The organism is Ruegeria sp. CE8 (assembly GCF_056537465.1).
Genome location: NZ_JBQFRP010000016.1, coordinates 24,510 through 47,464, shown reverse-complemented (window position 1 = coordinate 47,464; position 22,955 = coordinate 24,510). Strand labels below are relative to the sequence as shown.

General features: G+C 58.7%; 33 protein-coding genes. 19 read left to right on the top strand and 14 right to left on the bottom strand.

The features are described 5' to 3' along the window. Positions 1-12 precede the first annotated feature (12 nt). Positions 13-375 (top strand): response regulator transcription factor, encoded by a 363-nt coding sequence (locus ACR0AA_RS21085; protein ID WP_170419044.1) that lies wholly within the window; start codon positions 13-15, stop codon positions 373-375. On the opposite strand, the gene ACR0AA_RS21080 is transcribed toward ACR0AA_RS21085, so the two are convergent. Then, positions 357-1,346: a glutathione S-transferase family protein gene (locus ACR0AA_RS21080; protein WP_480757218.1), complete on the bottom strand. Its 990-nt coding sequence runs from the start codon at positions 1,344-1,346 to the stop codon at positions 357-359. The two genes, ACR0AA_RS21085 and ACR0AA_RS21080, sit on opposite strands and share 19 nt — an antisense overlap. A gap of 201 nt (positions 1,347-1,547) precedes the next feature. Between ACR0AA_RS21080 and ACR0AA_RS21075 the strand changes: the two genes are divergently transcribed. Next, on the top strand, positions 1,548-1,901 hold the full coding sequence (locus tag ACR0AA_RS21075) for a hypothetical protein (RefSeq protein WP_480665700.1): 354 nt from the start codon (positions 1,548-1,550) through the stop codon (positions 1,899-1,901). On the opposite strand, the gene ACR0AA_RS21070 is transcribed toward ACR0AA_RS21075, so the two are convergent. Continuing rightward, a complete protein-coding gene (locus ACR0AA_RS21070; protein ID WP_480757211.1) occupies positions 1,898-2,329 on the bottom strand; it encodes a L,D-transpeptidase family protein in 432 nt (143 codons plus the stop codon). The genes ACR0AA_RS21075 and ACR0AA_RS21070 overlap by 4 nt on opposite strands. A 99-nt stretch (positions 2,330-2,428) precedes the next feature. Then, on the bottom strand, positions 2,429-3,601 hold the full coding sequence (locus ACR0AA_RS21065) for a MalY/PatB family protein (RefSeq protein ID WP_480665698.1): 1,173 nt from the start codon (positions 3,599-3,601) through the stop codon (positions 2,429-2,431). A gap of 94 nt (positions 3,602-3,695) precedes the next feature. On the opposite strand from ACR0AA_RS21065, the gene def (ACR0AA_RS21060) reads away from it, so the two are divergent. The 6 genes from def (ACR0AA_RS21060) (at position 3,696) to speB (ending at position 6,988) form a co-directional block, all read left to right on the top strand. Next, positions 3,696-4,214 carry a peptide deformylase gene (gene def, locus ACR0AA_RS21060; protein WP_480665697.1) on the top strand — a complete coding sequence of 173 codons (519 nt, stop codon included), beginning with the start codon at positions 3,696-3,698 and terminating at the stop codon, positions 4,212-4,214. Next, positions 4,211-4,705 (top strand): peptide deformylase, encoded by a 495-nt coding sequence (def, locus tag ACR0AA_RS21055; RefSeq protein ID WP_480757207.1) that lies wholly within the window; start codon positions 4,211-4,213, stop codon positions 4,703-4,705. The genes def (ACR0AA_RS21060) and def (ACR0AA_RS21055) overlap by 4 nt, the downstream gene beginning before the upstream one ends. Positions 4,706-4,707: 2 nt before the next feature. Continuing rightward, positions 4,708-5,622, top strand: a complete 915-nt coding sequence (fmt, locus tag ACR0AA_RS21050; protein WP_480665695.1) for a methionyl-tRNA formyltransferase — start codon at positions 4,708-4,710, stop codon at positions 5,620-5,622. Positions 5,623-5,628: 6 nt separating this feature from the next. Then, a complete protein-coding gene (locus ACR0AA_RS21045; RefSeq protein ID WP_239344498.1) occupies positions 5,629-5,865 on the top strand; it encodes a hypothetical protein in 237 nt (78 codons plus the stop codon). A gap of 1 nt (position 5,866) precedes the next feature. Next, complete coding sequence (locus ACR0AA_RS21040) at positions 5,867-6,103, top strand: GlsB/YeaQ/YmgE family stress response membrane protein (RefSeq protein ID WP_058273291.1); 237 nt, start codon at positions 5,867-5,869, stop codon at positions 6,101-6,103. Positions 6,104-6,166: 63 nt separating this feature from the next. Next, the gene (gene speB / locus ACR0AA_RS21035) at positions 6,167-6,988 is read left to right on the top strand and encodes an agmatinase (RefSeq protein WP_480665694.1); all 822 of its coding nucleotides are present in this window, start codon (positions 6,167-6,169) and stop codon (positions 6,986-6,988) included. Here speB and ACR0AA_RS21030 read toward each other — a convergent pair. The 6 genes from ACR0AA_RS21030 to ACR0AA_RS21005 form a co-directional block, all read right to left on the bottom strand. Further along, the gene (locus ACR0AA_RS21030) at positions 6,985-7,608 is read right to left on the bottom strand and encodes a trimeric intracellular cation channel family protein (RefSeq protein WP_480757204.1); all 624 of its coding nucleotides are present in this window, start codon (positions 7,606-7,608) and stop codon (positions 6,985-6,987) included. The genes speB and ACR0AA_RS21030 overlap by 4 nt on opposite strands. Next, complete coding sequence (gene rnhA, locus ACR0AA_RS21025) at positions 7,605-8,072, bottom strand: ribonuclease HI (protein ID WP_480757202.1); 468 nt, start codon at positions 8,070-8,072, stop codon at positions 7,605-7,607. Before rnhA ends, ACR0AA_RS21030 begins: the two co-directional genes overlap by 4 nt. Further along, a complete protein-coding gene (locus ACR0AA_RS21020; RefSeq protein WP_480757200.1) occupies positions 8,065-8,652 on the bottom strand; it encodes a class I SAM-dependent methyltransferase in 588 nt (195 codons plus the stop codon). Before ACR0AA_RS21020 ends, rnhA begins: the two co-directional genes overlap by 8 nt. Continuing rightward, positions 8,649-9,101 (bottom strand): DUF3429 domain-containing protein, encoded by a 453-nt coding sequence (locus tag ACR0AA_RS21015; protein WP_480757198.1) that lies wholly within the window; start codon positions 9,099-9,101, stop codon positions 8,649-8,651. Before ACR0AA_RS21015 ends, ACR0AA_RS21020 begins: the two co-directional genes overlap by 4 nt. After that, positions 9,098-10,048 (bottom strand): 4-hydroxy-3-methylbut-2-enyl diphosphate reductase, encoded by a 951-nt coding sequence (gene ispH / locus ACR0AA_RS21010; protein WP_480757195.1) that lies wholly within the window; start codon positions 10,046-10,048, stop codon positions 9,098-9,100. Before ispH ends, ACR0AA_RS21015 begins: the two co-directional genes overlap by 4 nt. A 197-nt stretch (positions 10,049-10,245) precedes the next feature. After that, positions 10,246-10,818 (bottom strand): LabA-like NYN domain-containing protein, encoded by a 573-nt coding sequence (locus ACR0AA_RS21005; RefSeq protein ID WP_239344490.1) that lies wholly within the window; start codon positions 10,816-10,818, stop codon positions 10,246-10,248. Positions 10,819-10,959: 141 nt separating this feature from the next. Here ACR0AA_RS21005 and folK point away from each other — a divergent pair, with 141 nt between their 5' ends. The 9 genes from folK to rnc all read left to right on the top strand — a co-directional run bounded on the left by folK (position 10,960) and on the right by rnc (position 18,206). After that, the gene (gene folK / locus ACR0AA_RS21000; protein ID WP_480757192.1) at positions 10,960-11,529 is read left to right on the top strand and encodes a 2-amino-4-hydroxy-6-hydroxymethyldihydropteridine diphosphokinase; all 570 of its coding nucleotides are present in this window, start codon (positions 10,960-10,962) and stop codon (positions 11,527-11,529) included. Between the two features lie 94 nt (positions 11,530-11,623). Then, the gene (gene rpoZ, locus ACR0AA_RS20995; RefSeq protein WP_155142277.1) at positions 11,624-11,977 is read left to right on the top strand and encodes a DNA-directed RNA polymerase subunit omega; all 354 of its coding nucleotides are present in this window, start codon (positions 11,624-11,626) and stop codon (positions 11,975-11,977) included. A 26-nt stretch (positions 11,978-12,003) separates the two neighbouring features. Continuing rightward, a complete protein-coding gene (locus ACR0AA_RS20990) occupies positions 12,004-14,136 on the top strand; it encodes a RelA/SpoT family protein (protein WP_480665687.1) in 2,133 nt (710 codons plus the stop codon). 16 nt (positions 14,137-14,152) lie between these two features. Next, positions 14,153-14,851 carry a DUF2062 domain-containing protein gene (locus tag ACR0AA_RS20985; protein ID WP_480665686.1) on the top strand — a complete coding sequence of 233 codons (699 nt, stop codon included), beginning with the start codon at positions 14,153-14,155 and terminating at the stop codon, positions 14,849-14,851. Then, the gene (locus ACR0AA_RS20980) at positions 14,844-15,590 is read left to right on the top strand and encodes a pyridoxine 5'-phosphate synthase (protein WP_480665685.1); all 747 of its coding nucleotides are present in this window, start codon (positions 14,844-14,846) and stop codon (positions 15,588-15,590) included. The genes ACR0AA_RS20985 and ACR0AA_RS20980 overlap by 8 nt, the downstream gene beginning before the upstream one ends. After that, positions 15,587-16,210 (top strand): LysE family translocator, encoded by a 624-nt coding sequence (locus ACR0AA_RS20975; RefSeq protein WP_480665684.1) that lies wholly within the window; start codon positions 15,587-15,589, stop codon positions 16,208-16,210. Before ACR0AA_RS20980 ends, ACR0AA_RS20975 begins: the two co-directional genes overlap by 4 nt. Beyond that, positions 16,207-16,626, top strand: coding sequence for a holo-ACP synthase (gene acpS / locus ACR0AA_RS20970; protein ID WP_480665683.1), 420 nt, complete (start codon positions 16,207-16,209; stop codon positions 16,624-16,626). Before ACR0AA_RS20975 ends, acpS begins: the two co-directional genes overlap by 4 nt. A gap of 57 nt (positions 16,627-16,683) precedes the next feature. Continuing rightward, complete coding sequence (gene lepB, locus ACR0AA_RS20965; protein ID WP_480665682.1) at positions 16,684-17,523, top strand: signal peptidase I; 840 nt, start codon at positions 16,684-16,686, stop codon at positions 17,521-17,523. Beyond that, the gene (gene rnc, locus ACR0AA_RS20960; RefSeq protein WP_480665681.1) at positions 17,520-18,206 is read left to right on the top strand and encodes a ribonuclease III; all 687 of its coding nucleotides are present in this window, start codon (positions 17,520-17,522) and stop codon (positions 18,204-18,206) included. Before lepB ends, rnc begins: the two co-directional genes overlap by 4 nt. A 37-nt stretch (positions 18,207-18,243) precedes the next feature. Here the strand turns inward: rnc and ACR0AA_RS20955 are convergent, their stop codons facing one another. From ACR0AA_RS20955 to ACR0AA_RS20940, 4 genes are all read right to left on the bottom strand, one after another. Further along, complete coding sequence (locus ACR0AA_RS20955) at positions 18,244-18,963, bottom strand: hypothetical protein (RefSeq protein ID WP_480665680.1); 720 nt, start codon at positions 18,961-18,963, stop codon at positions 18,244-18,246. Then, positions 18,960-19,274, bottom strand: a complete 315-nt coding sequence (locus tag ACR0AA_RS20950; protein ID WP_480665679.1) for a hypothetical protein — start codon at positions 19,272-19,274, stop codon at positions 18,960-18,962. The genes ACR0AA_RS20955 and ACR0AA_RS20950 overlap by 4 nt, the downstream gene beginning before the upstream one ends. A gap of 15 nt (positions 19,275-19,289) precedes the next feature. Next, complete coding sequence (locus ACR0AA_RS20945) at positions 19,290-19,688, bottom strand: hypothetical protein (protein ID WP_480757186.1); 399 nt, start codon at positions 19,686-19,688, stop codon at positions 19,290-19,292. Between the two features lie 149 nt (positions 19,689-19,837). After that, entirely contained in the window at positions 19,838-21,214 is a 1,377-nt protein-coding gene (locus ACR0AA_RS20940) for a multicopper oxidase family protein (RefSeq protein ID WP_480665677.1), read from the bottom strand. A 158-nt stretch (positions 21,215-21,372) separates the two neighbouring features. Between ACR0AA_RS20940 and era the strand changes: the two genes are divergently transcribed. Continuing rightward, positions 21,373-22,281 (top strand): GTPase Era, encoded by a 909-nt coding sequence (era, locus tag ACR0AA_RS20935; protein ID WP_480665676.1) that lies wholly within the window; start codon positions 21,373-21,375, stop codon positions 22,279-22,281. Then, positions 22,278-22,607, top strand: a complete 330-nt coding sequence (locus ACR0AA_RS20930; protein WP_480665675.1) for a DUF1491 family protein — start codon at positions 22,278-22,280, stop codon at positions 22,605-22,607. Before era ends, ACR0AA_RS20930 begins: the two co-directional genes overlap by 4 nt. A 3-nt stretch (positions 22,608-22,610) precedes the next feature. Here ACR0AA_RS20930 and ACR0AA_RS20925 read toward each other — a convergent pair whose 3' ends face one another. Further along, complete coding sequence (locus ACR0AA_RS20925; RefSeq protein ID WP_480665674.1) at positions 22,611-22,916, bottom strand: hypothetical protein; 306 nt, start codon at positions 22,914-22,916, stop codon at positions 22,611-22,613. Positions 22,917-22,955 lie beyond the last annotated feature (39 nt).

Below are 22,955 nucleotides of genomic sequence, written 5' to 3'. Positions count from 1 at the left end.
AGGTTGTTGCAAATGAAAGTACTGATTGTTGAGAGTAATCCCGACCTTGGTCGGGTCTGGAAAAGGCATCTGGAGAGGCAAGGTGCCGAGGTGACGCTTGTTGCCGGGCAAGAGGCGGCGATTCTTGCGCTTTATGGCACGGATTTTGATATCATTGTGCTGGATCTGGTTCTGGAAACCGGCAGCGCTCTGGCCGTGGCAGATTTCGCCAGCTATCGCCGCCCGGAAGCGCGTGTGATCTTTGTAACCAATACCACGTTCTTTTCGGACGGGTCGATTTTTGCCCATAGCCCGAATGCCTGCGCATATGTGCAAAGCGGTACGCCGCCAGAGGATCTGGCGGCGATGGTCGAACACTACGCAGCGGGTCGCTGACCGCGTCCATGAGGCTCCATGTAATCCAGCACCGGGTTCGTCGGGATGATGCGGTGCGGATTGATGCTGTCGTGGCTGTAGTGATAGTGGCGCACGATGTGATGCATGTTCACAGTCGATGCGACGCCCGGCCACTGGTAAAGCTCACGGGTGAATGCCCACAGGTTCGGGTAGTCGATCAAACGCCGCCGGTTGCATTTGAAATGCAGGTGATAGACCGGATCGAAGCGGATCAGCGTTGTGAACAGCCTCCAGTCGGCCTCGGTAATGCGGTTGCCCATCAGGTAACGGTTCGAGGCCAGCCGGTCTTCGAGCCAATCCAGCGTTTCGAACAGCGGGTTCACCGCGTCGTCATAGGCTTGCTGGCTGGTGGCGAAGCCGGATTTGTAGACGCCATTGTTGACGTTGGAATAGATGCGCGCATTCACCGCTTCGATCTCATCGCGCATCGCCTCGGGCCAGTAATCATCGGTGTTGCCGGTGATTCCGTCAAAGGCCGAGTTGAACATACGGATGATTTCAGAGCTTTCGTTCGAGACTATCGTCTCCTGCTCTTTATCCCACAGGATCGGTACCGTGACTCGACCGGAATAGGAGGGATCGGCTTTGGTATAGATCTGATGGGCATGGCTCAACCCATACAGAGTGTCACCTGTTGCGCCATGGTCGTCAGGCTCAAGAGTCCAACCCTGATCCAGCATGTCGGGATGTACGACGGAAACCGAGATGTGATCGCTCAGCCCTTTCAACTCGCGAAAGATCAGGGTGCGGTGTGCCCATGGGCAGGCATGGCTGACATATAGGTGATAACGGCCGGACTCGGCTTTGAACCCGCCTTTACCCGAAGGCCCGGAACTGCCGTCGGCTGTCATCCAATTGCGAAACTGTGCAGCGCTGCGTTTGAAGGCGCCGCCCGTGGATTTGGTGTCATACCAGGTGTCGTGCCATTTGCCGTCGACCAAAAGGCCCATCTTTCGTCCTCCGAATAGCGATTTGGCCAAACATAATGGGTCGTAGGCGCGGTTCCTACGCGAGCGCGCGCGCACGTTGCCTGCGCACATGCACAGTTAGCTTGGGATTTCTGTGCAACAAATTTAAATCCGAGCGCTCTCGTTCATTGGATTTTTACGATAAGGGCTTCACAATATAAGTCATTGCCGGGGGAAGGTTTTATGACGACATATATTTCAAAGGAAATAACGGCCGAACTGGATGCGGCGCGAATCGCGGGGCTGAAGAAAACCAGCCGCCTACGTGTTCAAATCAGCGACAATACCTACAAAATACTGAGATTGTGGAAGGATGGCTTTACGGTCGAGGCAGAAACCACGCCGCAACTGCGTGGGCTTGTCGACATCTATGATGGGGCCAATCACCTGTATCAGTGCCTCATCATCGCGGATGAGGAAGAGGCGGGTGAAATGCGCTATGAATTCAAGCGTAGCACCGCTGCCGCTGACAAGGCGCCGCTCGACTTTTATCGCGCGCCGGGCGCGCCGATCGCGCTGCTGGGGAATAAGGATTAGGGGCGGATTTCAACCACTGTGCCGTCGGGGGTTAGGCTCCAAAGGCGCTCCATTTCTGCATTCGACAAGGCAATGCAGCCTGCGGTCCAGTCACCGGGCAGCGTCAAACCGGTGACGCCATTTGGTTGTCCGTGAATGAAGATGTCGCCGCCAGGGTCAACGCCCTGACGATTGGCGCGCTCGATGTCCTGCGGCTGCGGATAATCAATCCCGATTGACAGGTGAAATGCGCTCTGCGGGTTGCGACGGTCGATCCTGAAAATTCCCACAGGTGTCTTGCCGTCTCCCTCTTGCTGCTTGTCGCCATCAGGCGCGAATCCCAGCGCAATGTCCGCTTGCAACACAACCGCGCCGTTTTGAGTTGCCGTTAGACGACGAGCGGACTTTTCGATCAAAATGTGGTCGATCCATGCGGCTTGCGGCGCCATAGGCGGCGCGGGAGGGCGTGGACCGAAACGGTGCCAGCCAAACCACGCCGCGCCCGCCACAAGGATAAGCAGCGTTATGAGGGCAAACCGACGCACAGCTTACTGTAGATCGGCAAACGCCAGCTTCAGCCGCGTGCACGCGTCTTCAACCCGTTCGCGTTGGGTGGCCAGATTGAACCGTTCGAACGTCTCACCACCTATGCCAAATCCGGGACCAGAGGATGTAGCGATCTTTGCATCCTCGCGCAGGCGGCGGACAAACTCGTCGTGATTCATCCCAGTACCTGAAAAATCGACCCAGGCCAGATAAGTGGCTTGCAATGGCATGGACCACAGGCCGGGGATTTCGGCGATGGCCGCATCAAAGACGGCGCGGTTGCCGGAAAGATGCGCGATCTGTTCGTCGACCCATGCAGCGCCCTCGGGCGAATAGGCGGCGGTGATCATGGCCACGCCAAGCGCGCTGGGGTCATAATCCAGCGTATGAATGCGGTGCCGCATCGCCGCGCGCAGCTTGGGATCGGGAATGATCATGTTCCCCGTCCGCTGCCCCGCGATGTTAAACGTCTTGGATGCCGCCGTCAGGGTCACGGTCCAGGAACGCGCGTCCGGAGCAGCCACATCCATCGGCACAAACGTGTTTCCGGGATAAACCAGATCGTGATGAATCTCATCCGAGATCAGGATCAGCCCGTTGCGCTCTGCAAAGGTAGCCACGGCGCGCAACTCATCCGGTGTCCAGACCCGACCCGACGGGTTCTGGGGCGAACACCACAGCAGCATCTTTTCCGACCCGTCCAGACGTTCCTGCGCATCGTCCAGGTCAATGCCGTAAGTATCACCTTGTCGAACCAACGGGCACTCAACGACGCGGCGACCGGTTTTGTTCACCTTGTGCGCGAACTCATGGTAAACGGGTGTAAAAATCACCACGCCGTCGTCAGGTTCCGTCCAGACGTCCAGGCACAGAGCGATTGCATTGCCCAAGCCTTGCGAGGTCAGGACCCAATCTGTGTCGATGTCCCAGTTGTGGCGGTTTTTCATCCACCACTGGACAGACCCCAGGTAATGCGGGTGCAGCCAAGAATAGCCGAACACACCGTGATCGGCTGCTTTGCGGACGGTATCGATGACGCAGGGCGCGGTTGGATAGTCAGAATCTGCCGTCCACATGGCCAGCCCGTCTTTTGGCGAAACGCCGTAGAGCTGCTCCATCTTGTCCCATTTTGAACTATTGGTTCCGCGGCGGTCGATCAGGTCGTTGAAAGTCATGTCTGCTCCATCTGTCGGATCGAAAGCTAGCCACTATTCCGGCGGGCGCAAGGGGGGCGTTGCGGCGCGGGACGGGATGCCCTAAATCAACCCCATGAAACGCAATATTCTGATCCATCCCGATCCCCGCCTGAAAAAGGTCTGTGCGCCTGTGGCCGACATCAGCGACGAGCTGCGCAAGCTGGCCGACGACATGCTGGAGACGATGTACGATGCCCCGGGCATTGGCCTTGCCGCGCCCCAAATCGGTGTGCTTGACCGGCTGATCGTGTTGGACTGCGTAAAGGAAGAGGGTGAGTCGCCGCGCCCACTGATCATGTTCAACCCCGAGATCATTGCGTCATCGGATGAAACCAATGTCTACGAGGAAGGCTGCCTGTCGATCCCCGAGCAATTCGCAGAAGTGACGCGTCCCAAAGTGGTTGATGTCGCTTGGATCGACCGGGATGGAAATGCGCAGCAGGAAACCTTTGATGGCCTCTGGGCAACCTGTGTTCAGCATGAGATCGACCATTTGAACGGCAAGCTTTTCATCGATTACCTCAAGCCGCTGAAACGCCAGATGATCACGCGCAAAATGCAGAAACTGAAACGCGAACAGGCCCGCGCATGACCGTCCGCACCTGCCTGCCATGGCCCGACCAGCGCCTGCGGACCAAGGCCGAGGATGTTATCGAGATCACGGATGAGATCCGCGCCATCTGGGACGATATGATCGACACGATGGAAGCGATGCCCGGTGTTGGTCTCGCCGCGACCCAGATCGGTGTCATGCTGCGGCTGGCTGTTGTCGATGGGTCGACCGAACGGGGCAAGGCGGTGCGTCTCGCGAATCCGGAGATCCTGCACAGCTCGATCGAACTGCGCGAACATGACGAGGCCAGCCCGAACCTGCCCGGTGTATCGGCCAAGGTGAAACGCCCGCGCGCTGTGACCGTTAAATACCTGAACGAACAGGGGATTGTGGATCGTCGCGACTTTGTCGGGATCGAGGCCACCAGCGTCCAGCACCAGATCGATCATCTGAATGGCCGGATGTATTTCGACCGGCTCAGCAAGGTCAAACGGGACATGCTGCTGCGTAAAGCGAAAAAACAGGGTTAAAGATGCGCGTCATTTTCATGGGTACACCCGACTTTTCAGTCCCGGTTCTGGATGCATTGATCGAGGCTGGGCATGAGGTTGCAGCCGTCTACTGTCAGCCACCGCGTCCGGCGGGGCGCGGCAAAAAGGACCGCCCGACGCCTGTCCATGCCCGGGCTGAATCGTTAGGTTTGACAGTTCGCCACCCGGTTTCTCTGAAATCGGCCGAGGAACAAGATGCATTTGAGGCGCTGAAGGCCGATGTGGCCGTCGTGGTGGCTTATGGCCTGATCCTGCCGCAACCCATTCTGGACGCGCCAAAGCAAGGGTGTCTGAACATCCATGCCAGCCTGTTGCCGCGCTGGCGCGGGGCCGCCCCGATTCATCGCGCGATCATGTCTGGCGATGCCCAGACCGGTATCTGCATCATGCAGATGGAGGCCGGGCTGGACACAGGGCCGGTTCTGTTGCGCGAGGCGACAGATATCGGCATCGAGGAGACCACCGATCAATTGCACGACCGCCTCTCGGTCATGGGTGCGAACCTGATCGTCGAGGCGCTGCGTGATTTACCCAACCTGACGCCCGAACCGCAGCCCGAGGTTGGCGTCACCTATGCCGCCAAGATCGACAAGGCCGAGGCCCGGATCGACTGGTCCCAGCCCGCGGTTGAGGTCGACCGGCGGATTCGAGGACTGTCCCCGTTTCCCGGTGCCTGGACCGAGTTTGAGGGCGCGCGCATCAAGCTGCTGGCGTCTCGGATATCCGAAGGGCAGGGTATGCCCGGCCAGGTTCTGGATGACGCCCTGACCGTCGCCTGCGGTACGGGCGCCGTAGACCTGTTGCGCTTGCAACGGGCGGGAAAAGGCGCGCAGGATAAGGAAACCTTTTTGCGGGGCTGGCCCATTCCGGCTGGCAGCCGCTTGTCTTCGGAGTAGCGCCCCATGTTCATGGTCCTTATGGGCACTGTCGTGATCGCCGGGATCGTCGGCTATCTGTCCGAGGCGACGGGCTTTACGCACAACGGATACCTGCCATCCATCATTATCTGTGTTGGTGGCGCATTTCTGTTCTATTTCGTGCGTATCATGTTCGGCATCAGTTTTGGCCCACCGGGCCTGAACGCCGTAATCTCATCCATCGGTGCGTTGATCATCGTGCCGACGCACTGGAGGAAGTGACATGCCCGTCATTGCCTTGATCGTCATTGGCGCCGCTGCAGGATTTCTGGCCACGCGCCTTATGCGGATCGAGGCGAATATTCCCACCACAATGCTGATCGGCATCGTTGGTGCGCTGGTGGGGGGATTCCTTTTGCGGGCGTTAATCACCGTGGCGGGTTGGCTGTCGGGCTTTGTCGGCGCGGTGCTGGGCGCCCTGCTGGTAATCTGGATCTGGCAGACTTACCTACGCCGCTAACCTCTTGACCTTTGGGCGGGTTAACGGCCAGATCGCCGGAACTTATAGCCCAATAGGTATCTCATGCCACATGATCTGAACCCCGGTGACGTTGCCCTGATGGGCGTTCCGCTGGATCTGCACTCGTCTTTCCTGCAGGGTCCTGCTTTTGCGCCGGGGCGTATCCGCGAGGCGCTGCATTCCGGTGCCGCCAATCTGACCGCCGAGGATGGCACAGATCTGAGCGCGACGGATCGTTTCAAGGATACCGGCGATCTCGACGTGTTCGAGATGGTGGGGCAGGAACCCATCGACCGGATTGAGGCCGGGGCAGCCGCCCGTATCGAAACCGGCGCACGGCTTTTGTCGCTGGGGGGCGATCACTCGGTGGCGTTTCCGCTGATCAAGGCCCATGCCGAACGGTATAAGGGGTTGAACATCCTGCATATCGACTCGCATCCGGACCTCTATGACAGCCAGCAGATCGGCCCGCTGGGCCACGGCTGCCCGTTCGCGCGCGTGATGGAAACTTGCCAGATCAACCGATTGGTACAGGTTGGCATCCGTACCATGAACAAGCATCAACAGGAACAAGTCGACAAGTTCGGAGTCGAGGTGATCGATATGCGAAACTGGCGGCCAGATCTTGAGATCAGCTTTGACGGCCCAGTATATCTGTCATTGGATCTGGACGCGCTGGACCCAGCCTTTGCGCCAGGGGTTTCGCATCACGAGCCCGGCGGATTAAGCACCCGTGAGGTCATCAACCTGATCCATCGGTTCGAAGGCCAGTTGGTCGGCGCGGATATTGTCGAGTTGAACCCGCATCGGGACCCCTATGGCATGACCGCAATGGTGGCCGCGAAGTTCGTCAAAGAGATCGGCGCGCGACTGTTGTCACGTTAATGACGTGGCGGGCGGCTTTTGTAGACCGGCAGTTGCCATCCGAACACCAGAGACCCTGCCCGCAAGGCCCAGCAAATCAGGGCGCAAGCTGCCAGCGTGGCCAGTTCGTCGAATCCAAGACGGTCTGCCACCACAGCGGCCAGCGCGCCGCTGAACGCGCAAGAGACATAAAGCTCGCCCTGTTTCAGGACCAAGGGCACCTCGTTGCAAACCACGTCGCGCATCAGCCCGCCCAGGCAGCCGGTCGTGACACCCATCAGCACGACGATCACTCCGGACTGGTTCATGGATAGGGCCGCTCCGGTTCCTGCTGCAACTGCGATGGCAAGCGCGAAGCTGTCCAGCCAGACCAGCAAGTTATACCGGCTTTCGACCATATGGGCGGTGAAAAATACCAGCACCGCCGCCGCTGAGGCGATCAGGATATAGTCGGGTTGTCCGACCCAGAACACCGGGTGCCGGTTCAACAGCAGATCGCGGATGGTGCCGCCACCCACCGCTGTCAGGCAGGCGATAAAGGCGAATCCCACAAGGTCCAGCTGCGCCCGGCTGGCAACAAGGGCACCTGTCAGGGCAAATACCAGAACCGAGGCGTAATCGAGCAGTGCAAGACCGCTCACGCCTGCGCCTTTTTGGGTTTGAAAGGGGCCATGCCTGCGCGCGCCAGCTCGTCAGCCTTTTCGTTTTCGGGGTGACCCGCGTGGCCCTTGACCCACTCCCACGTCACGTCGTGGCGGGTCTGTGCTTCATCCAGTCGCTGCCACAGATCGATATTCTTGACGGGTTTTTTGTTCGAGGTCTTCCAGCCGTTCCGCTTCCAACCAAAAATCCAACCGGTCACGCCGTTCTTTACGTAGGCGCTGTCGGTGACGACGGTTATTTTCGAAGCGCGTTCCAGTGTTTCAAGCGCACTGATCGCCGCCAGCAGTTCCATTCGGTTGTTGGTGGTCTCGGCCTCACCGCCGTTCAACTCGCGCTCTTTCAGGACGGTGTTGCCGTCCATTGCGCGCAAAAGCACGCCCCAGCCACCGGGGCCTGGATTACCCGAGCACGCGCCGTCGGTATAGGCAAACAACTCAGGCATGGGCAATCACCAGAATAAAGCCGTCATAAGATCCGGCCAGGCCTGTGCCCATGCCGGTTGTGATCCGGTCGATGGTGAATCCGGCCACGGCCAGTGCCTCTTCGATCTCAGTCTGTGAGAAATAGGTGTAATAGCGATCAAGATCGTCGCGGTGGTCTCCGGTTCCCAGTTTCAGACCGAGGAAAAAGATGCCCTTTGGCTTTAACGCACGATGAATGGCTGCCAGATGGCGCGGGAAATCCTCACGCGGCGCGTGCAGCAAGGAAAAGCTGGCATAGATGCCGTCATACGTGGCCACTTCGGTCACGTCTTCGAAGGTGCCCAGATATGCGTCCACACCGTTTTCGCGCGCGTGGTCCACAAAGGCAGGGGTCGCATCCAAGGCCCGCACCCGCAGCCCTTCGCGCATGAAAAACGAACTGTCTGCGCCGGGGCCTGATCCCAGATCCAGAACATAGCCCTCGGGCACAACAGCTTCGGCAAAGGCCATTCGGGCCTCGATCTGTTCGGGGGGCAGGGGAATGCTCAGATACTCGGCCACGCGCGTGGTGTAGGCGTCGATTGTCTTACGGTCGGTCACAGGTAAACTCCTACGGCAAGGCATAGTAGCACGATAACGGTAAGCAAAACGCGCAACCTGAGCCACCATGTGGGCGTCAGCCGCCAGTACGCGAAGATGGCGTCCAATATCAGCAATCCGGCAAATCCATACATAAGGTTGATGCCCGCTGTGACGGGGCCGCCCCCTGTCATGAAGAACGCCCACAAGGCCGGCAAAACTGACAGCACATAACATGTCGCCGCTTTGCTGCCCGAGGTTTTGGTGGCGAACCCCCAAAGGACACCGGACATGAAGCTAAGAATGACTGAGCCGTAAAACAGCTGAATATACGGCCCGACAAAGCGTGATCCGAGCGTCTGTCTGCCCCAGTCCTGCAGGTCGCCATTCAAGTAGGTCAGTGCGCCCCAGATGAATGGGATAAGGCCTGCCAGTGCGAGGATCAGCGGAGCCCTTGGCACGCCCCTCATGCGGGTTGCCTTAAGACGCGCGGGACTTTGAATTCGACGTTCTCGACGGCGGTTTCGACCATCTCGACGGTCACGTCGTAATGCGCGCGAAAGCCGTCGATCACCTCATTGACCAGAACTTCGGGGGCCGATGCGCCAGCGGTGATCGCAACGCTGGAAATTCCATCCAGCGCGCGCCAGTCGATGTCACCGGCGCGCTGCACAAGCTGGGCATAGTTGCACCCGGCGCGCGAGGCGACCTCGACCAAACGACGCGAGTTCGATGAGTTCGGCGCACCGACGACCAGCAGAGCGTCCGATTTCGGTGCAACGGCCTTGACCGCCTCCTGCCGGTTGGTGGTGGCGTAACAGATGTCTTCCTTATGTGGGCCAACGATCGCGGGGAACCTAGCCTCGAGTGCCGCGATTATGTCCTTTGTATCATCCACCGACAGGGTGGTCTGGGTGACAAAGGCCAGCTTGTCCGGATCGCGGACCTGAACCGTGGCGACGTCCTCTACGGTTTCAACCAGCAGGACTTCACCATCGGGCAATTGGCCCATCGTGCCAACGGTCTCCGGATGGCCTTTGTGACCGATCATGATCATCTGCAGACCGGCATCCGCGTGACGCTGCGCTTCGACATGCACTTTGGAAACAAGTGGGCAGGTTGCGTCGACATAGATCATTTCGCGTTGGGCAGCTGCGGTCGGAACGGATTTCGGCACACCATGCGCTGAAAAGATCACTGGACGGTCATCAGGGCATTCGTCCAGTTCCTCGACAAATACGGCCCCTTTGGCACGCAGACCATCGACAACAAATTTGTTGTGCACGATCTCATGGCGCACATAGACGGGCGCACCCCATTTCTGCAGCGCCATTTCAACGATTTTTATGGCCCGGTCGACACCGGCGCAGAAGCCGCGTGGCGCGGCGAGGTAGAGCGTAAGGGGCGGCTTGGTCATGTCACAGTCTCCATAGGCCACAGGTAAGTCTTTTCCCGGTCATGGTCCAGACAGGACGACGTCATTGATCTGACATGAATCAGTGCTAGCCAGTGGGTGTTTCAGCACCTGACTTTAGTTAAAGAAGCGCGGTCAGGCAGATAAAGCCTGACCGCGCCAATTTCTTCCCCCCCCCCCGGTAAGTGAGTGGCCGGGTATTACTGCCCACCTGCAGCGACGCTGCGGGGTTCCATTGGTACCTCGCGCGGAGGACGTCCGATCACGTCGCGCAGGTCCTCAAGCTCGATGAAGTTGTCTGCCTGACGGCGCAGCTCGTCCGAAATCATCGGCGGCTGGCTGCGAATGGTCGAGACGACCGAAACACGCACGCCCTGACGCTGCAGGCTGGCAATCAGCGGGCGGAAATCCCCATCGCCCGAGAACAGCACGATATGATCCACGCGCGGTGCCAGCTCCATGGCGTCGACGGTCAGTTCGATGTCCATGTTTCCTTTGACTTTCCGACGCCCCATGCTGTCGGTGTATTCCTTTGCCGGTTTCGTCACCATGGTGAAGCCGTTGTAGTGCAGCCAGTCAACCAAAGGACGGATCGGGGAATACTCGTCGTTTTCCAAAAGCGCTGTGTAGTAAAAAGCTCTGAGCATTTTGCCGCGGCGCATGAATTCCTGGCGCAGCAATTTGTAGTCGATGTCAAACCCCAGTGCCTTTGCGGCTGCATATAGATTCGAGCCGTCGATGAACAGCGCTAGCCGTTCGTCTTTATAGAACATAAATAGGTCCTTCCGGTATAATACAGAGCGCCTTGGTGTTACGTGAGTGGGTATTGGAAATAAGCGGCGCGCTGGTATTCCTATAATTAGGCCATTTCGGACGTATCGCAAGCATGCAATTCGCCGAATATAGGGAGTAGAATGCACAAAATCATGTCAAAAGCCGTTATCGCGCTGGGCGCAAATCTCAAAATGAGAGAATGGGAGCCCGAGGTGACACTTCAGAGAGCACTTGACGCGATTTTGCGTCAAGGGGTGGTGATTCGCGCCACCAGCCGCTTCTTCGAGACGCCTTGTTTTCCTGTGGGTGCCGGGCCGGACTACGTTAACGCGGCTGCATTGATCGAAACGGATAGGACGCCGCCCGAATTGCTGCATCTGCTTCACCAGATTGAGCATGAATTCGGTCGCGAAAGGGTGCAGCGCTGGGGTATGCGCACGCTGGATCTGGATCTGGTGTGTTATGACGATCTGGTACTACCGGACCGCACCGAGTTTGACCGTTGGCTGGCTTTGCCGACAGAGGAGCAAAAGCAAAAGGCGCCCGACCAACTGATCCTGCCACACCCGCGATTGCAGGACCGTGCTTTTGTGCTGGTTCCTATGGCCGATGTCGCCCCAGACTGGCGGCATCCGGTGCTGGGCCGGACAGTGACCGAAATGCTCGCCGACCTTCCTGCGGAGGATATTGCGGCGGTCACGGCCGCGTGATCGGTGCATTTGCAGCATTTCTTGCTTGTCAAGGCAAGGATTCGCCCTTAGATAAACCTCTTCCTGACATGGATTCAGTAACGGAGAGCGCCCAATGGCCCGCGTGACGGTTGAAGATTGCGTAGACAAGGTTCCTAACCGGTTTGAACTGGTGATGCTTGCCGCCCATCGTGCGCGCGAGATTTCCGCTGGTGCGGCGATCACCGTTGACCGCGACAACGACAAGAACCCTGTCGTATCGCTGCGCGAAATCGCCGACGAAACCCAGAGCGCGGACGAACTGCGCGAGCGCCTGATCGAGGCTAACCAGACTCAGATCGAGGTCGACGAGCCGGAAGAAGATCAGATGGCGCTGCTGATGGGTGCGGAATCGGACAAACCTGCCGATGACGACATGTCGGAAGAGAAGTTGCTGCGCGCTCTGATGGAGGCTCAAGGCCAGGGGTAATCCCCAAAGACGAAGGTGCGGACCGGATGATTTCTGCAGACGACCTGATTGCGCTGGTCCGCAACTACAACCCCAAGACGAATGCTGACCGCATCGCCCGGGCCTATGAGTTCGGCAAGCAGATGCACGAGGGTCAGTTCCGCCATTCCGGCGAACCCTATTTCACCCACCCCGTTGCCGTTGCCGCCATCCTGACCGAACAGCGTCTGGATGATGCGACCATCATTACGGCCCTGTTGCACGACACGATCGAAGACACCAAGGCCAACTACGGCAAAGTGTCCGAGCTGTTTGGGGAAGAGGTCGCCAAACTCGTTGATGGCGTCACCAAGCTGACCAACCTGCAGCTTTCCAGTCGCGAAACCAAGCAGGCCGAGAATTTCCGCAAGCTGTTCATGGCCATGTCCAAGGACCTGCGGGTCATTCTGGTCAAGTTGGCTGACCGTCTGCATAACATGCGCACCATCAAGGCGATGCGGCCGGAAAAGCAGATCGTCAAAGCGCGTGAGACGATGGACATCTACGCGCCGCTTGCGGGCCGCATGGGTATGCAGTGGATGCGTGAGGAATTGGAAGACCTCGCCTTCCGTGTCCTGAACCCCGAAGGTCGCCAGTCGATCATCCGCCGTTTCATTACCCTGCAGCGCGAAACCGGGGATGTGATCCACCGGATTACCGGCGATATGCGCCATGAACTGGAAAAGGCGGGTATTGAAGCTGAAGTTTTCGGCCGTGCCAAGAAACCCTATTCGATCTGGCGCAAGATGCAGGAAAAGGATCAGGGCTTCTCGCGCCTGTCCGACATCTACGGCTTCCGCATCATCACGCAGTCTGAAGAAGATTGTTACCGTACGCTCGGAGCAATCCATCAGCGATGGCGCGCGGTGCCGGGTCGGTTCAAGGATTACATCAGCCAGCCGAAATCGAACGGCTATCGCTCGATCCATACAACGGTCTCGGGACGTGATGGTAAGCGGGTCGAGGTGCAGATCCGCACCCGCCAGATGCACGATGTGGCCGAAACCGGCGTTGCGGCGCACTGGTCCTATCGTGACGGCGTCCGCTCGGAAAACCCCTTTGCGGTCGATCCGGCCAAATGGATTGCAAACCTTACCGAGCAATTTGACAGCGAGGACGATCACGAGGATTTCCTCGAAGCCGTCAAGCTTGAAATGTATTCGGACCAGGTGTTCTGCTTCACGCCCAAAGGCGATGTAGTCAAGCTGCCGCGCGGTGCGACGCCGATTGATTTTGCCTACGCCATTCACACCCGCATTGGTCACGCCTGTGTCGGGGCCAAGGTGGATGGCATCCGTGTCCCGCTGTGGACCCGGATTAAGAACGGGCAATCGGTGGACATCATCACCGCCGATGGTCAGACGCCACAGGTCACATGGCTTGAGATCGCAGTCACCGGCAAAGCGCGCACGGCCATCAGAAGAGCGCTGCGCGAGGTGGACCGCGAACGCTTTATCAAGCTGGGCAAGGAACTCGCGCGCTCAGGGTTTGAACATGTCGGCCGCAAGGCCACCGAAAAGGCGCTGGATACGGCCGCCAAACACCTGCGCCTGAAGGACCGGCACGAGTTGCTGGCGCGATTGGGCAGCGCCGAACTGACGGCGCACGACGTTGTCAGCGCGGTCTATCCTGAGCTTACGCAGGACGAGGGCGACGCCATTTCGCCGCGCCGCGCGGTGATTGGCCTAGAGCCCGGCCAGAAATTCGACCGCGCCCCATGCTGTCAGCCATTGCCGGGTGAACGGATCGTCGGCATCACGTACCGCGGCAAGGGCGTTGTGGTGCATGCCATCGATTGTGATCGCCTGACCGAATTCGAAAGCGAACCTGAGCGTTGGGTCGACCTGCATTGGCACTCGGGCACGCACCCGGCCGTCTACGGGGCCACCCTGGACGTCACTATTGGCAATGACGCTGGGGTACTGGGGCGCATTTGCACATTGATCGGTGAGAAAAAGGCCAATATCTCGAACCTTGAATTCGTGGACCGCAAACCGGATTTTTACCGTCTTCTGGTCAGTGTTGAACTGCGCGACCTGGAACAGCTGCATTCACTGATGCTGATGTTGGAGGCAGAAAGCGATGTTGCCGCGGTCGAACGCTATCGGGACAGGACCAAAACCGCCGTTGCGGCTGGCTGAGAAGGGGTGATCAGGAGTGGTTTTCAAGCGCCGAGATCGACGCTCGCCTGTCCAGATCGCGTCTGAGTTTGTCTATCCCAAGGGGGGATGGACGCGTGCCTTTCACTACGTCAAACACCGCGTCCGCAGGTTGCCGGACTCTCCCGAACGCATCGCGCGCGGGGTCGGGGCCGGGGTGTTCACGGCCTTTACGCCATTCTACGGCCTGCATTTTCTTTTCGCCGCGATTTTTGCGCGCCTGATCAACGGCAACATATTGGCCGCGCTCAGCGGGACGTTCTTTGGCAATCCGCTGACCTATGTTCCGATTGGGGTTGTCTGCCTGCAAACCGGCCATTTCCTTTTGGGCGACAGTTTTGAAAAGGAAGAAACCAAGGGCCTGATGGATAACTTCGTCGACGCGCTGGGTGACCTCAAGAACAACTTCTTTGCCCTTTTCACCGACCGCGTTGCCGATTGGCGCGGGTTGGACGTGTTTTACGACGAGGTGTTCTTTCCCTACCTGATCGGCGGCATTCTGCCCGGCCTGCTTGCGGGGGCGATCTGTTACTACCTCAGCCTGCCGCTGATCCGCACTTATCAACAGCGCCGCCGCGACAAGATCAAGGCAAAGTTTGAAGAAATCAAACGCTTGGCTGAAACAAATCCTGCCGTTCCGCAGTCGAATACCCTAGGCTCGGGCCAAGGGCTTAAGAAGGATTCGAGCGATGTCTGACAACCACCTACGTCTGGGCGTGAATATCGACCACGTGGCGACTGTGCGTAACGCGCGCGGCGGGGCCTATCCCGACCCGTTGCGGGCCGCCAAACTGGCCGAGGAAGCCGGGGCAGACGGTATCACCGCACACCTGCGCGAAGACCGCCGCCACATCTCGGACGCCGATATCGACGGTTTGATGGAGGTGCTTTCGGTGCCTCTGAATTTTGAGATGGCGGCAACCCCAGAGATGCAGCAAATCGCCTTGCGGCACAAACCGCACGCGGTCTGCATCGTGCCCGAAAAACGTGAAGAGCGTACGACCGAAGGTGGACTGGAGGTCGCGCGTGAAGAAAACAAGCTGGCCCATTTCATCGCACCCCTGCGCGACGCCGGCTGCCGTGTTTCGATTTTCATCGCCGCCGATCAACGCCAGATCGAAGCCGCACACCGCATCGGCGCTGAAGTGATCGAATTGCACACTGGTGCCTATTGCGATGCTCATGCTGAAGGTCACATGGAGGAGGCCGCACGCGAACTGGAAGCCCTGCGCGAGATGTCCGCCTTTGCCCATTCTCTGGGCCTTGAGGTCCACGCAGGCCACGGCTTGACTTACGACACGGTGCAGCCGATCGCGGCCTTTCCTGAGGTTCGCGAATTGAATATCGGTCACTTCTTGATCGGCGAGGCGATTTTCCGCGGCCTCACGCCCGCGATCAAGGAAATGCGCCGGATGATGGATGAGGCGCGGGCATGATAACGCCCGGTTTTGTCGCCATCTGGTTTGCCTGGCTGATGGCCGGGGGCTCTCCTGGACCGGCGACGATGGGGATCGCGGGTACCGCGATGAACGAAGGCCGCAAGGCAGGATTGGTTTTTGCGCTGGGCATTTGCGCGGGTTCTGCCGCTTGGGGCATCGCTGCCGCGCTGGGGTTGTCGGCAATTATGCTTGCCAATGTCTGGGTGTTCGAGGTGATCCGCTACATCGGCGTGGCTTATCTGGGATGGCTCGCGTTCAAAGCGTTGCGGCGGGCGATGACCTCGGACGAGGTTGCCTTGGGTAAACCTGTTACTGGCTCGCTACGCACCGTCTTCGCCAAAGGCGCAGCCATTCACCTGACCAATCCAAAGGCGATCCTGAGCTGGGGATCCATCTACGCGATTGTCGCTCCGAATGACGCGAGCCTTGCGATGTTGCTCGGCTACTTTTGTCTTCTCTACGCGGGCTCGCTGCTGATCTTCATCGGATATGCCTTCTTGTTTTCTTCCGAGCGCATGGTTCGGGCTTATCGCCGCGCCCGCCGCTGGTTCGACTTTGCGTTCGCCGGGTTCTTTGGGCTGGCGAGCTACAAAATTCTGACGGTACGGCTCTCATGATACTGGGCATCGGCACGGATCTTGCGAATATCGACCGCATTCAGGGCACGCTGGAACGGTTTGGCGACCGGTTCCGCAACCGGGTCTTCACTGAAATCGAGCAGAGCAAGGCCGAACGGCGCCACGACACCGCAGGCACCTATGCAAAACGCTGGGCCGCGAAAGAGGCGTGTTCCAAGGCGTTGGGCACCGGTCTGCGCATGGGGATTGCGTGGAAGGACATGGCCGTCACCAATCTGAAAACCGGCCAGCCGGTGATGCATGTAACAGGCTGGGCGGCGGAACGGTTGAAAGAGATGACGCCCGAAGGGTATGAAGCGATCATCCATGTCACCCTGACCGATGACCACCCCTGGGCCCAAGCCTTTGTCGTGATCGAGGCGCGCCCGCTTCACGATGCGCCCGCTCAGCCTTGACTCGCCCCCACCCGACACGCATGTAGCACCCCAACAACCTAACGACCGGAGAGCAGTATGGCCGAGGAAGCCAAAACAGGTAATGCCGTTTGGGAGACGATCAAAACCATCGTCTATGCCCTGCTGATCGCGGGCGTATTCCGTACGATCCTGTTTCAGCCTTTCTGGATTCCATCCGGCTCGATGAAACCCACTTTGCTGATCGGGGATTTCCTGTTCGTCAACAAGATGGCCTATGGCTATTCCTACGCGTCCTGTCCCAGCGTGATCGTCCCAAGCGTCGGCCTGAACATTGACGCCGAAGATATCTGTGGTTGGATGCAGAGCGGCGATAACACCCGTATCTGGGGGGGCGAACCGGAACGCGGCGACGTCATCGTGTTCCGTCATCCGGTCAGCGGCCGCGACTATATCAAGCGCTTGATCGGCCTGCCCGGAGACCGCATTCAGATACGCGAAGGCCAGATTATCCTGAACGGAACTCCGGTCCCGCAGAAACCCGATGGTGTGTTCACCGAGATTGCTGCTCCGCAAGGCTCGCAGGGACTGCGCCCGCGTTGCGAAAACGGACCGGTTGGCTTTGGCGGCGTGTGTGAAAAGTCGCGTATGATCGAAACCCTGCCGAACGGTGTGTCCTACGAAGTGCTGAACATCGGCAATCAGGCATCAGACAACACAGGCATCTATACCGTGCCGGAAGGCCACTATTTCTTTATGGGCGACAACCGTGACAATTCAAGCGACAGCCGCCTTCCGCAATCCGCTGGTGGTGTAGGCTATGTGCCCTACGATGGCCTGATCGGGCGGGCAGATCGCATTCTGTTCTCGTCCGCAGGCCGGTCGATGCTGTTCTTCTGGACATGGCGCGGCGACCGTTTCTTTAAGGCGGTCAATTGAAACTATCGTCTGAAATAAAGGCGTTCCAGCAGCGGCTTGGGTATGAATTTGCCAAACCCGAGCTGCTGGTCCGCGCGTTGACCCACGGTTCGGTGTCGTCGTCGACACGCCCCGACAACCAGCGGCTGGAATTTCTGGGTGACCGTGTTTTGGGACTGGTCATGGCCACTGCACTGCTGGAGGCCGACAAGAAAGCTTCGGAAGGGCAGCTTGCGCCCCGTTTCAATGCGCTGGTCCGCAAAGAGGCGTGTGCCGACGTGGCCCGCCAGATCGATCTGGGCGCGGTGCTTAAACTGGGCCGGTCCGAGATGCTTTCGGGTGGCCGTCGCAAGCAAGCTTTGCTTGGTGATGCGATGGAGGCGGTGATTGCCGCAGTATATCGCGATGCAGGTTTCGAGGCCGCACGCGACGTGATCCTGCGTCTTTGGGGCGACCGCATCCACAACGTCGAGGCTGACGCGCGCGATGCCAAAACCTCGCTTCAGGAATGGGCGCAGGCGCGGGGACAGAAACCGCCTTCTTATGTTGAGATCAGGCGTAGTGGCCCCGACCATGCTCCGGTCTTCACCATTGCCGCGCGTCTGCAGGATGGTACCGAAGCGCAAGCGACGGCCGGATCCAAACGTCAGGCTGAGCAAGCGGCGGCCAAGGCCATGCTGGCACGGTTGGACGCAGCGAACTAGGGGGCGGGTGGCGGCACCCCTTCGCGCTGTAATACCTTCATGACACTGACGATGGTCTTGGTGCTGACGTCGATTGATCCGGTAAGCGCGACTCCGATGCCGCCGTCGCCGATTTCCAACGTGCCGCCGCTATTATACCTGGGCGACAAAGACGCCAATTCCTGTGGCATGTCGGGCAGATCGGCGTCTTGCTTAGAATTGCATCGCCGGCTTTCAGAAAGATCGCGCGGGTATCCTGAAGAATCTTCGTCACGTCATCTGAGATCAGGCGTTGATCCGCAAGGGTCAGCTCCAAATCTGACGGTCCGAAGAACACACACTGATCCCTTTCGATGGCGAAAGCTGTGGTGGAAAGGAACAAAGCGAATGAGACGGTTTTTTCCTGCCGTTCGGGCGTCTGGCCAAGTGCCCGGTTGCACTTGAATGTGTCCAGCCCAAATCGCCCCTGTACGGAGATTTCCTGGCCGTTCGACACTGCGTCGATGGTGTCCAAGTCGATCTCTGCATTACACCCCTCCGCGAAACTGATGTCGGCAAGGGCGGCGGGCAGCGCGGCCTGGATTTTGCTCAAATCCAACAAGGCGTTGATGCCGATACGGGTAGGGGCCTGATCCGTCAATGTAAGGGTCAATTGGTAGGGCGCTTCGGTGTCCTGCAACGTGAGGGACTGAATAAAGTCCAGCGTGACGTCTTTTGCGCCCGCGTTAGAGCCCACTGACAAAAGTGCGCAGATCAATGGGATGAAGTGAGTCTTCAATTGTTGACCCCCAGCCCGCGTTTATCCTGCAGCAATGCAACAAGCTCCAATAACGTGGTCGAACTGGTGTCGACCGACCCGGTCAGTGCGGTCCCGATGCCGTCCGCGCCGATTTCTCGTATTCCGCCGGATGTGCAATTGGGGTCAAGCCCGGCGAGTTCCTCAGGCAGTTCCGGACAAACCGGGTTTTCGGCCAGAACTTCGACGCCTTTCTCCAGAATAAGCGCGTGCGCATTTTCAGAGATGCCGATCCAGTCGGAGACGGTGCCAACAAACCCCTGCAGGTCCAATTCGACATCCTCCAGACGCAAGAGGATGCAATTCTCCTAGGCGTCTGCGCCTGCTTTGACCACGACGTCAACGTTCTGGCCGAACAGCAGGACACCCCGGTAGTGCACCTTGGGATCGTCTGTGTCGCACGCATAGAACTTGGCCTGAAACTGTCCGTCGACGGTCAGGGCGTCGCCCTCTGCAGCTGTCTCGGTATCGGCCAAAGCGAATTTCTGTTTGCAGGTTTCTTTAAGAATGTTCGAAAAGTCCACGGCGTTTTTTTCCAACGATCTGAGGTCCAAAAACGCCTCTACCCCCAGTTGGGTGTCAGACATCTCGCTGGGAGTAAGGTATAGCGAGTAAGGGATGTCTTTTCCTTTGACCGACACGCTGTCGGTTACTTTGAAAGCGACGTCGTCCGCATGGGCTGTACCCGCCAGAAATGCCAATGACACAAGCGCGGCACCAATGTGCAGCGCTGCGGTGCTAAGGGCGACGCACCCTACGCGGATTGCCAGTTTTGTCAGCCGGTTCGTTCACAGCCCCCATTTTCGCAGCAGTTTAGCAGCTTTAGCCATAGGGGGCTGAGACTTTAACCGTTGAGTTACACGACCCGAATAAATCCGGTCAGCCCGGTCTTTTGATGTTCGATCACATGGCAATGAAAAGCCCAGTCTCCCGGGTTGTCGGCGACCAATGCAATTTCGGCCACTTCGTCCTTCAAAAGCAGCATTGTGTCTGTCACCAGCGGTGGCAGTTGGCGCAGGTTAGACCGCAGCGGAACAAAAGCCAGCCCGTGCAGGTGGATCGGGTGCAGGTTGGGGGATTCGTTTCGCAATCGAAGGATATAGCTTTTGCCCATTTTCAGCGTTGCCAGGGGTCCAACCCCTTGCGCGGCGTCACCCGGCCAGGGTTTGCGGTTGATGGACCAGAAGTTGTAGCCCAACGAGCCACAGAACCCGTTATTCGGCTCACCCCCCTCAGGTGTCCAGCCAAAAACAAAATCATGCACTTCGGCATTGGCCAGATCGGGTTTGGCGATGGGGTTAACGGGCAGAGGCCGCAATTCTTCCAAATCCCGCGCCGCTGATGCACCAATCGACCGCAATTGCGCCATGGCTTTGTGCGGCTGACCAGGGAGCTTGGCCATCAACGCGACGGCCTTGCCCTCATTTGCGGGCATCGCCACAGCAAAATCCACGCGCTGACCCGGACCAACCAACAGCGGTTCGTCGGCACTGGGCATTGGGACCTCGATCTCAAGCGGGTGTCCATCCCACGCGATGATCCGGGCATTGCCGCCCTCAAGATGCAGTTTGTAGATGCGAGCTGTGTCTGTGTTGACTACGCGTAGCCGCACCAGACTGCCTGTCGAATGCTCGTAGACAGGACTTTGCAACCAGTTGGCGGTATGCACGTTGCCGAAGGTGCCGGCCCGCGCCGCTCCACGCTGAGTGTAAGCCGGTAGAAAGGCTCCTTCTTCGTTCAGCCGGAAATCGCGCAGATTGATCACCTGTTCGCTGTCAAAGCCCGGATCCTCGGGCTCGGCAATCACCATGACGCCTGTCAGACCGTGGGCCATCTGCTCCATCGTCATGCAGTGCGGATGGTACCAAAAGGTGCCTGCATCTGGCGGGGTGAATTCATAGTCGAACAGCTCACCTTGACCCATCGGCATCTGCGTCAGGTAGGGCACGCCGTCCATCCCGCTTGGAATACGCAAGCCATGCCAGTGCATCGCGGTATAGTCCGGCAGCGTGTTGCGCACCGGCAGCCGCATGACCTCGCCTTGTTTGCCATAGAGAACCGGTGGAGGCGCGTCCGGAGACAGGCTGACCATCCCGGTCGTGACCGTATCGCGCAGAGCAAAGCTTGCCGGTTGGATCGTCAGTTCTTGAGCGCTTTTTGCCATTCCGAATCCGCCCAGACCCAGCGCGCCGACGGCGGCTCCGCCGCCTAAAAGGAACTCCCGACGTTTCATATTGTGCCTCATCATCTGAATGATCGCCTGGCTGGCATTGGCGCGGCGTTGCCCCCGCTTGCCACTGCATTTGCATGGCTGCAATGCGACAAAACCCTCTGGCCCGCCGGGGCTTTCTGCTATAGGGGTGCGCACTTGCAAACAGGATCGCCAGACACATGACCACACGCGCCGGATTTATCGCCCTGATCGGAGAGCCCAACGCGGGCAAATCCACCCTGCTGAACCGCATGGTGGGGGCCAAGGTTTCGATCGTGACGCACAAGGTGCAGACCACTCGCGCGCGTATTCGCGGCGTGGCGATGGAGGGTGATGCACAACTGGTTTTTGTCGATACGCCCGGCCTGTTCAAACCGCGCCGCCGGTTGGACCGTGCCATGGTCGCCGCTGCGTGGGGTGGGGCTGCGGATGCCGACGTCGTCGTGCTGATGGTCGAGGCGCATCGCGGTATCACGGAAGGGGTCGAGCGCATCCTCGAAGGTCTGGAAGAGATCGGCCAAGGCCGCACCATCGCTCTGGCCATCAACAAGATCGACAAAGTGCCGTCCGAAAAGTTGCTTGCCCTGACAAGTGAGCTGAACGCGCGTTACCCGTTTGCCGAAACCTTCATGATTTCGGCCGAGCGTGGCTATGGCGTCGATGATTTGCGTAAATGGCTGGCATCTGAACTGCCGGAAGGCCCATGGCTGTATCCCGAAGATCAGATTGCCGATTTGCCCCTGCGCATGATTGCTGCCGAGATGACGCGCGAGAAACTGACCCTGCGTCTGCATCAGGAATTGCCCTATCAGCTGACCGTTGAGACTGAGAACTGGGAAGAACGCAAGGACGGCTCGGCCAAGATTGATCAGGTCATTTACGTCATGCGCGATGGCCACAAAGGCATCGTGCTGGGGAAACGTGGCGAAACGATCAAGGCAGTCAGCCAAGCTGCTCGGGCGGAACTGGAAGAGTTCCTCGACCGCAAGATCCACCTGTTCCTGCAGGTGAAAGTCCGGCCCAACTGGCTGGAAGAATCCGAACGGTACTCGGAAATGGGTCTGGATTTCAAAGACGGCAACGCATGAGCCGCCTGACGGCTGAATTTTGGGTCCATGCCTATCTGGCGCGCCTGCGATTCCAGGAAATCCCGGCTTTTGTCGTTGCTCACGGTGACGACACGGCAGGCGCGGTTCTGGTTAAGCTCAACACTCTTGACGGACAGGCGGTCGCGTTTCAGCGCAGTTTTGATCTGATGAGCGGTGAGCGGAAATGGGTCGAGCTGTCCAGCGGCGCGGAGTCAGATGTGGATGACGCCATCACCCGTCAACGCAGTTTCGACCCTGACCTCTGGGTGGTCGAGGTCGAGGACCGGCAGGGGCGGCACCTGTTGGGGGAAGAAGGGCTGGAATAACCTCTACCACCCGGTCGATTTGCCTTTGACGTCATGCCCGGTTGCGTTGGGCGCGCCGCCCGCAAATTCTCGCACTTTCGCTGCAAACGTTTTGAAATACGGTTGTGCCTGCACATGCGCCAGCGTTTCGGCGCTGTCCCAGCGACCCCAGTGAATTCGGGAAACCCCGTCATCGGCGACCGCGACCTGATAGGTGAACTTGCCGGCAGCGTCCGGATCTGAATCGATGGCCGAAATGAAAGCGCTTGTCGTGGTCTCCCATTCGGTTTCGTCTCCATCGAAAGTATAAGTGATGGTGATACCTCGCATCGCGGCCTCCTGTTTAACAGCATTGTTAAATAAAGGATG